The following is an 11,416-nucleotide window of genomic DNA, read 5'->3' as shown; positions in this document are numbered from 1 at the left end:
AAAAAAAGGTTGTTAAAAAGGGCTGTTTTCACATCTGTGTTTTTAGAAAAGTCAATCTTTTTTAAAGAAAATTAATAAAAGTTGTTGCATTCTCAGAAACTTATCTGTAAAGTGTTAGGTGTAGTCAGCAAAATAAAAAGAGAAGGAGGGATTACGATGCAAAAAGTATTTGATAAAAAAACAACCAAATTGAATAAAGTGAATCCCTCATTCGGTAACCATTAGTGTACAGATAATGTCTATAATAACGACGTTTATGCTCTGTCCTTTTTCCGAAGGGACAGAGCTTTTTTGTGTGCTTTTTTAGAATGTGAGGGATAAAACATGAAGTATGTATTAAAACAATTAACAACGTATTTTAAAGAACATAAGGTGCGCTATACCTTCGTATTCGTCTTTATGGTGATTGCTAGTGCGATGTATGTCGCACCAATCTATATCTTGCGCTTATTCATTGATGCGCTGATCCAAGATAATTTTGATTATTCGGTACTGGTCCAATACGTGACCCTCTTTGCCGGAGCTATCTTGTTAGGATATCTGGCCGAATTTGTTTGGACGTTTAATTTATTTATTGGTTCTTACGATTTGCAAAAACAATTACGGGAACAATTGATGAGCCACTTTCTCAAAATGGGGGCGCCGTTTTACCATCGTTTCCGAACAGGTGATTTAATGACTCGTTCCAGTGACGATGTCCAAGTGATGGGGATGACCGTTGGGTATGGTCTGATGGTTTTCTTAAATACTAGTTTGTATCTAAGTTTTATCGTAGCGATGATGGCTGGGACGGTTTCTTGGCTACTGACCTTGATTGCCTTGATTCCAATGCCGCTTTTAGCCTATTACATTTTCAAATGGGGCTCGCAAGTCGATAAGGCGTTTACGGAAGCGCAGAATTCTGTTTCTGAGATGAACAGTGAAGTGCTGGAGATCATTGATGGCATTCGGGTCGTCCGAGCTTATGGACTAGAAGGAGCCACCACGGAACAGTTTCAAAAGAAAACACTGGAAACACGAGCGAAAAACAATATCGTTTCTGAGATCGATTCCCGTTTTGGGCCGCTGATTACCATCATCTTAGCAATCAGTTTCGTGATGAGCTTTGGTGTGGGGGCGTTTCTTGTTGCCAACCAAACGATCACCATCGGTGCGATGGTCTCTTTCCAAGTGTACTTGACAATGGTCGTTTGGCCGATGATCTCAGCAGGAGATCTTGTGAATGTGATGCAGCAAGGTGCCGCATCCTGGCGTCGGATCAATGAAGTGCTGCAGACGGGAGATGAATTAGAAACGCCAGGCGAAGCCGACCTGCAAGCCATCAATACGATCCGTTTTGAAGCATACCATTTCCAATACCCGCAAGCAGCTCGTTATGTGTTAGAAGGACTGGATTTGACGATCACTCGTGGAGAAGTCTTAGGGATCGTTGGGAAGACCGGCAGCGGAAAAACGACGCTGCTAAGACAATTCGGTCACCGCTATCCATACTCTGATCAAGTCCCCTTGATCAACGAGCAGCCGTTGACGGCCTATCAAACAACAGCAGTGCGCAACCACTTTGCAGAAGTACCGCAAGAACATACCTTGTTTTCACGAACGATTCGCGAGAACTTGTTATTCGGACAGCCAGACGCTTCCGAAGAAGTATTGTGGGAAGCACTGGAAGCTGCTTGCTTTAGCGAAGACATCAAGCGGATGCCAGAAGGGCTCGAAACGGTCGTCGGTGAGAAAGGCGTTTCCCTTTCTGGTGGACAAAAACAACGCTTGTCCTTAGCACGGGCGTTTTTACGAAACAGTGAAGTCCTCTTACTGGATGATGCCCTTTCGGCAGTTGATGCCAAAACGGAACAAGCCATCATCACGAATTTGAAAACGATGAAGCAGGCACCGACCTCCATCATCGTGACCCATCGATTGTCCGCCATCACCGAAGCGGATCAAATCATCGTCTTAGAAGACGGACGGATCACACAGCGTGGTACCCATCAGGAGTTGATCGAAACGCCAGGCTGGTACCAAGAACAGTATTACCATCAACAGTTAAAGGAGGACGATACAAGTGTTCTCAACGATTAAGCGTTTGCTCACGTTTTTGAGCTATTATAAAAAACAATTTACCGTGGGCGCAATCTTGCTGTTGTTGGCAGCAGCGCTCGAACTGACTTCACCACTGATTGCCAAACAGCTGATCGACCGAGTGATGACACCGGCGGTTGAAAGCAGAAACCTAAACACGATGCTTTTGATCCAATTGCTCGCTGGGTATTTGCTGGTCAATTTGATTGGTTCCCTCTTTCGTTATATCAGCTTGCTGCAATTGCGAAAAATGTCCAACAGTATCGTCAAAAAAATGCGGGATCAGCTTTTTGACCATATGCACAAATTACCCGTTTCTTACTTTGACCAAATCCCAGCAGGTAAAGTCGTTGCACGAATCACGAATGACACCGAAGTCTTGCGGTCGAATTTCTACGTGATCGTGATCAGTAATTTGTTAAGCAACATCATCCAAATCATTGGTGCGTTTATTGCATTGTTTCTTTTGAACCGCACCTTAGGAGCAGCGATGCTGATTTTGATCCCGATTTTAGGAATCTGGCAGCATTTTTATACCAAATATGCCTCTCGTTACAATTTAGCAATGCGGGAATACATCTCACAAATCAGTGGGCAGTTAAATGAATTTGTCCAAGGAATGGCGATCATCCAAGCCTTCCAACGAGAAAATCAGTTGCAGAAAGAATTTAATGAGACAGTAGAGAAATGGTTCAAAACCGGACGTAAATACCTCTTACTCGATTCAAGTATCGCTTGGGGATTAGGCAATTTGTTGCGAAATTCAACGATCTTGATTTTGATCACGACCTTGGCTGCCTTTTTCCTTGATGGCCGCTTGGCGATCTCAGCAGGCTTGCTGTATGCTTTTATTGATTACATCAACCGTCTGTATGATCCAATCGAGGGGCTTGTCCAAACCATCACCAATGTGCAGCAATCATTGGCTGCCGGACAGCGGGTCTTTGAGTTTGCTGATCAGCCGGTTGAAAAACAACAAAGTGAGCAGCTGACTGTCACGAATGGCGATGTTTCTTTCCAACAAGTGACCTTTGGCTACGATCCTGAGCAAGCGATCTTGCACGATATCAACTTTGACGTTGCCGCAGGAGAGACCATTGCTCTAGTCGGTCATACTGGTTCTGGAAAATCGAGTATTTTGAACCTGTTGTTCCGTTTTTATGATCCGCAGCACGGAAAAATCGTTGTGGATGGACAAGTGATCGCTGATTTTGATCGTCATAGTTTAAGAGATTCAATGGCGATCGTCATGCAAGATCCCTATCTATTTACTGGAACGATCGCCAGCAACATCGGAATGAACGATCCAACGATCACCGAAGCGATGATTATCGATGCCTTGAAACAAGTCGGCGCTGACTACCTTTTGAGCCGCTACGAAAAAGGCATCCATCATCCAGTCGTTGAAAAAGGCAATGAGTTTTCTAGTGGAGAACGCCAGCTGATCAGTTTTGCCCGTGCATTGGTGTTTGATCCGAAAATCTTGATTCTGGATGAAGCGACGAGCCATGTGGACACTGAAACAGAATCCATCATTCAAAAGGCGATGACCATCTTGCAAAAAGGACGGACGACCTTTATGATCGCTCACCGTTTGTCAACGATCAAACAAGCAGATCAAATCTTGGTCTTGGATCAAGGGAAGATCGTGGAACGGGGAACCCATTCGAGTCTTGTCCAAGGGCAAGGAATCTATCAGCAAATGTATCAAATGCAGGCAGAGCAGCTGTAATCAGCGGTGATTGCCGACAATGTTAACCGTAAAAGAAAATCCTTGAGCCTCCTGCATGGGAAGTGGCTCAAGGATTTTTTATATAATGCGAAGGAGCAGCCAATCATCTATGGGGAGTTGGAAGAGGAGGCCTTCGCTTATATATCACTAGGAAATGCTGTAAGATGATGCCGTAATTTTGCTAAGAAACGCTCGCCGATCACTGATAACGGGCGATCGTTCTTTTTAATGAGGATGATCTCACCCTCGGACGCGTCGATCAAAGGAAGAAAAGCCAAGCCTTGGCGTTCTGGTTGGGCAACGATCCCCGAGCCGGTTCCATAAAGATCCGTCTGTTGTAATAGCTGGACCATCGTGCCTCGATCGCTGACATGCACCACTTGAGGGCTTTGAGCGAAATCGATCAAATCTTCTGAGAAGAACGAATAGCGTTCATCTTCTTGCAAAAAGCGTACTTGTGGATAAGGGGCGAGATCTCTTAAGGAAAGCTGCCTTTTTTCTGTCAAGGGATGAGCTGCTCGCAAAAAGACATGGGGGCGAAACCGTCCCAACGCCTCGAAGGACAATTGGGCGCCTTGCAGCAGTCGTTCCAATCCTGCTTGGTTTTGCTCATTCAAATAAAGGATCCCAAATTCACTTCGATATTGTTGCACGTCCGTGATCACCTTTAAGGTCGTGGTTTCTAATAAGCGAAACTGGCGGCAGTCGGGAAATTCCTGCAGCAGCTCACTGAAAATTCCAGCCGTGAAATCATAGTGCTGGCTTGCGATAGCGAAGGTTTGACTCGCTGCTTGCTTGCTGGAAAAACGCGTTTGCAGCTGCGCCACTTGACTCAAGATTGGCTGGGCATGGTCTAGAAATTCCGAGCCTTCGGCAGTCAAGCGGGCGCCTTGATTCGTACGCTCGAAAAGCTGGACCTCCAATTCTGTTTCCAACTCTTTCACGGCTTGGGAAAGACTTGGCTGCGAAAGATACAGCCGTTTGGCTGCTTCACGAAAACTTCCATGGTCAGCGATCGCTTGCACGATGCGCATTTGTTGAATATTCAATTTTTGACCTCCTTTACAAAGATTCAGACGGGGAATGGTCCACTAATCAATAGTAGTCATGTCTTTTCCTTCTATAGTAATAGAAGCTTCTTTAAAAAATACGACGACAGTTGCTGCCTATTGCTACTTGTGAAGCGGTCATTGCAATTCTTCAGGAATAAACCAATAACCCGTTTGATTTTCTTCTGCCAGCAGTTCTTTAAAGGCTTCAGAATGATAAGCTGCCACCACTGCCTGTGCCCAGTCACTATCTTTGTTGGCTTTTTTTACCGTTGCCACCAGTTCATACTCTTGCAAAATGTCTTCACTTAATAAGCTTTCCTCTGCAGCGATTCCAGCACTGTAAACGATGCTGCCGGGAATCACCGCATAGTCTAAATCTGCTAAGCTGCGGGGGATTTGGGCAGAATCCATCTCGACGATGTCCAGGTCATAAGGATTGTTAGTAATGTTTCTCAAAGTCGCGTCAATGGGCGCCACTTCGGGGTCAAGTTCGATCCAGCCGGCTTTTTGCAGCAGCAACAGGGCACGGGCACTATTTGACGGATCATTGGGGATCCCGATGGTATCGTTTGCTTCAATCGCTGCTAAATTGTCCTTTCTGCCAGGATACAAGCCGGCTGGAACGGTAGGAATCGGTGTGATACCCACTAAATCGGCATCCGTGTTTTCATTGAAGTTTTCTAAATAGGCGGTGTGCTGATCGACGTTTAAGTCGATCTCGCCATCGTTCAATGCAATGTCCGCTTCCAAGACCCCAGTAAAGCCAATATCCGTCACAGTATAGCCTGCTTCTTCTAAAATTGGTTTGATTCCTTGAAGAAACAGCTCGCTGTAAGGCCCTGGTGTCGTACCAACTCTGATTTCTGTCTGCTGCTCTTCGGCATTTCCGGTCACTTCTTCTTGATTGCCACAACCGGCAAATAAAACTAAGGACAATAAACCAAAGCCCACACCCAATCGAATCTTTCGTTTCATAACTTTTCCTCCTTTTTTATAAAAAAAGCCTTCCCAAAGAATAGTCTTTGGGAAGGACGATCATTTCGCGGTACCACCTTCGTTTGTTTTTTGCTGAAACAAAAAACCTCAGTCAGTTCATCAAATAAACTGCATTGCGCTATCGGGCTTTCTCCGTCGGGGATTGTTCGTCCACGAATGCTCAAAGGTCATCTTCGGATCGTCTTCCTTACTCGTTTTCACCAGTTCCGAGCTCTCTTGAAAGAAAGGGGGGATCGTACTCTTCTTCTCACTGCATGTGTATGAAATTAGTAGTATCTTAGAACAAGATGAGAAAGTTGTCAATTGCTTTCGTGATAGGTGATTCCAATCACTACGCAGGTAGTAGGGGAACAAATGGACAAGGGCAAGAATAGACCTAAAAGGCAGGAAAAGCAGATGAATGGTCGAAATCGCTTGGTTGGGTTAGAATCGAAACACAAAACAGAAAAAGAGGCGAGCAAATGAAATTACTTTTGATTGGTCATACCGGCACACTTGGGCAGCTTTTAGTTGAAGGCTTTCAGCAGCTACCAGAGGTGGAGCTGATCACGGCTAGCCGTAGCAGCGGCGATCATCAAGTCGAAATTGCGGATGCAGACAGTGTCAGCCAGCTATTTGCAGCCACTGGGAAAGTGGATGCCATTGTTTCCGCTGCGGGAAGCACAGTGTTTAAACCCTTTGAGGAATTGACGCCAGCAGATATTCAACAGTCGGTGGCTTCAAAGCTGCAAGGACAAGTCAACCTTGCGTTGATTGGCCAGCATTTTCTCAATGAAGGTGGCAGTATCACGCTGACTTCTGGAATTATCAAAGACGAATTTATCCCAATGGGCACGCCTTCAGCACTGGTCAACGGCGGTTTAGAAGCCTTCGTGGCATCGGCAGCTTTTGAGATCGGTCAGGGGATACGAATCAATGCAGTCAGTCCCAATGCGCTTGTGGGCTCTTGGGAAACCTTCGCCGATTCTTTCAAAGGCTTTATTCCCGTTGGTGACGCACCCGTTTTTGCAGCGTATCAAAAAGCAGTCTTTGGAATCATGACTGGCAAGACCTTCACCGTTTATTAAGAAAAAGCAGAAGTAGAAAAAAACCGCCAAATCAAAGCTGACTTGGCGGTTTTTGTTCTGCTGAAAAAGAAGTAGCAAGCAGTTAAGAAGAGAGCAATTGGGTTTTCAGCTTGGGCATTTCTGCTTTGAGTTGTTGGCGAGCAAAAGCCAAGTCATTGATCCAAGAAGCAATCGCTTCTTTTTCTAAGAACAGAGGCATTCGATCATGGACTGGTTCAACAGAATCGTTCGCGGCAGTCGTTAGAATGATTGATTCGGTTTCGATCTGATCCTCTTTTTGAAGGATGCGATAAAAACCAGCAGCATAAATCACGTGATCTTGCGAAAAGAGGAACTTTTCCTTTTCATGATTCCATTCATAGAAACCAGACATCGGAAAGACACAGCGATGCTCTTGGAAAGGCTGGCGAAAAGTCGGTTTTTCTTCAACAGTCTCAGAACGCGCATTGATCATCAAATGCCCTTTTTTAAAGCCGGTAAAGCCCCATCTTGTCACACCGGCTACAACTTGTTGTTGTTGATTTGCACCGATGGTTACGACGTGATTGGAGGGGAAAACATCATTGATAGCGACAGTCTGTTGGCGCTTGCGGGCTTTCGCCGCGGCTTCTTGATAATATTCTGACAATTCGCCAGTTGATGGATCAAATAAGTATCGGCCGCACATGGACAGGTCACTCCTTTTTTTGGATTGGCTGGTGCCTTTGTTTCAGTATAAAGACTCAAGGCGTCAAAACCAACTAACTTGCTTCACAGCGTGATTCGACAAGGAAAGGATAGGGACGGTTATGTAAAAAGTTAGTACCGCGAAAAGAGTTGAAAGAAATCAGATAACAAAAAAAGGCAGTCACCTACTGAGGTTGACAGCCTTTTTTATTCTAGTTGGTTAGCCAATTTTTTTAACTCTCCCGCCGATTTTATTTGCGAAACGTTCAGCATCTTCTCTGCAAGTATAGGTCAATGCAATTGTTTTGTCCCGTGTTCTTTTTCCTTCGGCGGTTAGATAACCATGAAAGATTTTAATCGCATACAATCGATAAACACCTCCTTATCCTTCGTAATAATAACAAATTTACCGCTTACATTCAAGAGATATAGTAAAACTTTATTTTTTGTTAGTTATTTTATTAAGAAATTGTTCAAACGCTTAAGAAAAGATTGAGGGATAAAGGGAGGAGGTGTGGAATAGACCAATGCGCATTTGAAAGGAAAGGCGAAGGAACCTAGATGTATAAAGTTACTGCTACTTGCTTTCCAGCATAGAAGGACAGAAAATGAAAGCGTTTTTTTGAAATTTAAACAAATAGACCAATCGAGGAATAGCTAAGATAGTGTCAAAAGTTGAGAATAGAAGCTATTTTCGTTTTTTGCGTGTTATTGATACATTTTCCCCTCAAAAAATGATTTGTAGAAAGAAACGATGATTCAAGCATTATATAAGCACGAAGCTTGTTGTTTATTGTGTTGGCAAGTTGCTGGTTTTAGGGGATTAAAAAGCAAAAGTTATTCTTAAAATGTCCGTCTGACAAAGGCAGCTTTTGTGAGAAGCTCAACGGGGCTTAACGATCGTGTGAAAAAATTTAAGGAAGCGATTGACAAGTTTTTTTTGAAGTGCTATGATACCGATGTAATTAGATAACGGTTACAGAAGTGCTGTGACCAAGAGGCGTGTTACTGTAAGAAGGCAAACCTCATATTCCACCAAGGGTGGAGTATGAGGTTTTTTAGTGTTTTTAAGGTGGAGGAAATCATGAAAATAAAGAAGTTTTTAAATAATAATGTTGTCTTACTAAAGAAAGGCAGCAATGAAATTATCGGATTTTCTACAGGCATCAGCTTCAATAAGAAGGTAGGAGATGATGTAGAAGAACAAGATTTTGAAAAGATTTTTGTATTGGATACTCACGCAATGTTGGAACATTTTAGCTATCAATTAGGAAAGTGCGATCCGAAATACGTAGCGATCGTTGCTAAAATCGTGGCTTATGCCAAACAGAATTATCGCTTAGCAGTCAGCGACTATATTTATTTGACTTTGCTGGATCATATTGATTTCACTGTTCATCGTATCAAGCAGGAAATGACTTTTCATAGTCCTTTGCAATGGGATATTCGGCGATTTTATCCCGATGAATATGCCATTGGGGTGTATGCTGTCCAACTTATGGAGCAAGAACTAACGATCGATGTACCAACAGAAGAAGCGATCTCCATCGCATTGCATTTTGTAAATGTCCAATCACAAAAGAAGGATATGGCGGTTACCAATCAAATCGCGAAATTTATAGAAGACGTACTGACGATCGTAAAGTATGAGTACAAACAAAATTTTGATGAGAATAGTTTCCATTATTCTCGCTTTGTCACGCATCTGCACTATTTTGCACAAAATGTGATCAATCATACACTTCCCAGCTATGAAGCGTCGACGCTCTATGCACAAATTGAGAAGATGTATCCGCAAGCGTTTCACTGTGTGGAAAAAATCAAGGTTTATATCAAAAATACGTATGATATCAGCATCTCAGAAAATGAAGAAATTTATCTATCACTCCATATCCAGAAATTGACGGAACAAGGAGAAAGGGAGAAAAACAATGGACTATAAACAACTAGCCAATGAAATTTATGAAAATGTCGGCGGTGGTAAAAATATCCAGCACGTGACCCACTGTGCAACAAGACTGCGTTTCACGCTGGCCGACGACAAAAAAGCTGACAGTGAAGCAATCAAACAGTTAAAAGGAGTGACTGGACTCGTTCAGGGAAATGGTCAATACCAAGTGATTATTGGGCCAGATGTATCGAGTGTATACGCTCAACTACCGACGACAGAAACGACGGCTGATCAAAGCAGTAGCCATCAATCGATCATCTCACGACTCCTTGACTTTATCGCAGGCTGTTTTACACCGATGATTGCAATCATAGCAGCTGGAGGAATGCTGCAAGTGGTCCTTTCACTATTGGAGTTATCAGGAATTTTAGCTGCAACTGACGATACGTATCTCGTATTGTATCAAGTATCGCAAGCAGCCTTCTTTTTCATTCCCGTTTATTTAGGAAATTCTGTGGCCAAACGATTGAAAATTGATCCTTTCTTAGGAAGCTACGTCGGAGCGATTTTTGTGATGCCAGGATTGACGGCCCTTCTTAGCCAAGAAGGAGGAATCACATTATTTGGATTGCTCGTACCGAATGTGAGCTACAATGCCTCCGTTTTGCCAGTTTTATTAAGTGTCTGGGTTATGTCTTATGTCTATCGGTTCGCCGATCGGATTTTACCGAACAGTGTCAAATTTATTCTACGTCCATTGATCGCCATCATCGTGATCACACCGCTGGCTCTATTGCTAATCGGACCATTAGGTGTGACGATCGGCAACTATGTGTCACAGTTTTTGAACTACTTAACAAATAATTTTGGTCCGTTAGCCGTCTTGTTTATGGGTGCCTTTGCTCAATTGCTAGTAATGACGGGCATGCACACGACGCTGACCCCTATTTTATTAACTTCTCTGGCGACCTACGGGTATGATGATTTGATCGTCCCTGGTATGCTGCTTGGATTGGCTGCCGAAGCAGCGATTTGTTTAGCGGCTGGAATCAAAGCTAAGGATACGGAATTTAAACAAGTGAGTTTTTCATCGGCAATTACTGCCTTGATGGGTGTGTCTGAACCTGCTTTTTACGGAGTAACCTTACGTCTGAAAAAACCGATTGTCGGAATGATCCTGGGGGGTGCTGCTGGGGGACTTTATTTTGGTTTGATGAAAATCAATACGCCAGTAGTCATTGCTTCATTTGTGGCGCTTCCTTCATACAGCAGTGTGTTTCATGCGCTGATCGGCTCGTTGATTACTTTTGCGATTGCCTTTGCTTACACCTGGGTCATGGTCAAAGATGCAGATTTTCCTAATAATAATCAGCCGCAAGCAGTCAAATCTGGAGCGCAAGATGTGACACCCAAAGCAACTGATGTTTCTTCTGAAACGAAGAAAGAACAATCAGCGATTGAAAAAATTGTATTATCACCTTTAAATGGAACTGCCGTTCCATTGACAGAAACCAATGATCAGGCGTTTGCTTCATTGGCATTAGGTAAAGGAATTGCTGTTAAGCCACAAGATCAACAGGTGATTGCCCCATTTACGGGACAGGTTTCTGCCGTTTTTCCAGGAAATCATGCGATTGGACTTACCAGTACCGAGGGGATTGAACTTCTGATCCACATCGGTATTGATACGGTGAATATGCAAGGAAGTGCCTTTGAACGACTAGTCAATGAAGGTGATCAAATCACTATGGGAGAAACGTTATTGCACTTTGATTCAGAAAAAATCGCTCAGGCAGGGTATGAAGATACCGTTATGATCACTGTTACCAATACGGCAGACTTCTTAGATGTTGTGGCACTTGCCCAACATCAAGAAATTAAAGCTGGCGATCAGTTATTAGCCATTTTTTAACCATTAGAAAGAAGAAAGGAT

Annotated in this window: 9 protein-coding genes and 1 other annotated feature; of the genes, 5 read left to right on the top strand and 4 right to left on the bottom strand. The window is 43.5% G+C overall.

Features of this window, described 5'->3' with window-relative positions:
• Nucleotides 1–324: 324 nt before the first annotated feature.
• Both IGJ74_RS13205 and IGJ74_RS13200 read left to right on the top strand, forming a co-directional pair.
• The gene (locus IGJ74_RS13205; RefSeq protein WP_218193366.1) at nucleotides 325–2,079 is read left to right on the top strand and encodes an ABC transporter ATP-binding protein; all 1,755 of its coding nucleotides are present in this window, start codon (nucleotides 325–327) and stop codon (nucleotides 2,077–2,079) included.
• Nucleotides 2,063–3,811, top strand: coding sequence for an ABC transporter ATP-binding protein (locus IGJ74_RS13200; protein ID WP_016613681.1), 1,749 nt, complete (start codon nucleotides 2,063–2,065; stop codon nucleotides 3,809–3,811). Before IGJ74_RS13205 ends, IGJ74_RS13200 begins: the two co-directional genes overlap by 17 nt.
• A 137-nt stretch (nucleotides 3,812–3,948) precedes the next feature.
• Here IGJ74_RS13200 and IGJ74_RS13195 read toward each other — a convergent pair whose 3' ends face one another.
• Both IGJ74_RS13195 and IGJ74_RS13190 read right to left on the bottom strand, forming a co-directional pair.
• Nucleotides 3,949–4,860 carry a LysR family transcriptional regulator gene (locus IGJ74_RS13195; RefSeq protein WP_005234515.1) on the bottom strand — a complete coding sequence of 304 codons (912 nt, stop codon included), beginning with the start codon at nucleotides 4,858–4,860 and terminating at the stop codon, nucleotides 3,949–3,951.
• Nucleotides 4,861–4,998: 138 nt separating this feature from the next.
• Nucleotides 4,999–5,838, bottom strand: coding sequence for a MetQ/NlpA family ABC transporter substrate-binding protein (locus IGJ74_RS13190; RefSeq protein WP_218193365.1), 840 nt, complete (start codon nucleotides 5,836–5,838; stop codon nucleotides 4,999–5,001).
• Nucleotides 5,839–5,887: 49 nt separating this feature from the next.
• Nucleotides 5,888–6,119 (bottom strand) — a binding site (T-box leader).
• Nucleotides 6,120–6,320: 201 nt separating this feature from the next.
• Here IGJ74_RS13190 and IGJ74_RS13185 point away from each other — a divergent pair.
• On the top strand, nucleotides 6,321–6,926 hold the full coding sequence (locus IGJ74_RS13185; protein ID WP_016613677.1) for a short chain dehydrogenase: 606 nt from the start codon (nucleotides 6,321–6,323) through the stop codon (nucleotides 6,924–6,926).
• Nucleotides 6,927–7,008: 82 nt separating this feature from the next.
• On the opposite strand, the gene IGJ74_RS13180 is transcribed toward IGJ74_RS13185, so the two are convergent.
• Nucleotides 7,009–7,593 (bottom strand): SOS response-associated peptidase, encoded by a 585-nt coding sequence (locus IGJ74_RS13180; RefSeq protein ID WP_005234526.1) that lies wholly within the window; start codon nucleotides 7,591–7,593, stop codon nucleotides 7,009–7,011.
• Nucleotides 7,594–7,812: 219 nt separating this feature from the next.
• Nucleotides 7,813–7,959 carry a hypothetical protein gene (locus tag IGJ74_RS13175; protein ID WP_005234527.1) on the bottom strand — a complete coding sequence of 49 codons (147 nt, stop codon included), beginning with the start codon at nucleotides 7,957–7,959 and terminating at the stop codon, nucleotides 7,813–7,815.
• Nucleotides 7,960–8,676: 717 nt separating this feature from the next.
• Here IGJ74_RS13175 and IGJ74_RS13170 point away from each other — a divergent pair.
• Both IGJ74_RS13170 and IGJ74_RS13165 read left to right on the top strand, forming a co-directional pair.
• On the top strand, nucleotides 8,677–9,534 hold the full coding sequence (locus IGJ74_RS13170; RefSeq protein ID WP_218193364.1) for a PRD domain-containing protein: 858 nt from the start codon (nucleotides 8,677–8,679) through the stop codon (nucleotides 9,532–9,534).
• Nucleotides 9,524–11,395 carry a beta-glucoside-specific PTS transporter subunit IIABC gene (locus tag IGJ74_RS13165; RefSeq protein ID WP_430608494.1) on the top strand — a complete coding sequence of 624 codons (1,872 nt, stop codon included), beginning with the start codon at nucleotides 9,524–9,526 and terminating at the stop codon, nucleotides 11,393–11,395. The genes IGJ74_RS13170 and IGJ74_RS13165 overlap by 11 nt, the downstream gene beginning before the upstream one ends.
• Nucleotides 11,396–11,416: the final 21 nt, after the last annotated feature.

The organism is Enterococcus sp. AZ009, from assembly GCF_050548785.1.
Taxonomy (GTDB): domain Bacteria; phylum Bacillota; class Bacilli; order Lactobacillales; family Enterococcaceae; genus Enterococcus_D; species Enterococcus_D entomosocium.
This window is presented reverse-complemented; position numbering and strand designations above follow the sequence as displayed.

Excerpts from the sequence above, each read along its gene's own strand:
- IGJ74_RS13205 (WP_218193366.1), top strand. The coding sequence starts at position 325 with ATGAAGTATGTATTAAAACAATTAACAACGTATTTTAAAGAACATAAG.
- IGJ74_RS13190 (WP_218193365.1), bottom strand. The coding sequence starts at position 5,838 with ATGAAACGAAAGATTCGATTGGGTGTGGGCTTTGGTTTATTGTCCTTA.
- IGJ74_RS13185 (WP_016613677.1), top strand. The coding sequence starts at position 6,321 with ATGAAATTACTTTTGATTGGTCATACCGGCACACTTGGGCAGCTTTTA.
- IGJ74_RS13180 (WP_005234526.1), bottom strand. The coding sequence starts at position 7,593 with ATGTGCGGCCGATACTTATTTGATCCATCAACTGGCGAATTGTCAGAA.
- IGJ74_RS13170 (WP_218193364.1), top strand. The coding sequence starts at position 8,677 with ATGAAAATAAAGAAGTTTTTAAATAATAATGTTGTCTTACTAAAGAAA.
- IGJ74_RS13165 (WP_430608494.1), top strand. The coding sequence starts at position 9,524 with ATGGACTATAAACAACTAGCCAATGAAATTTATGAAAATGTCGGCGGT.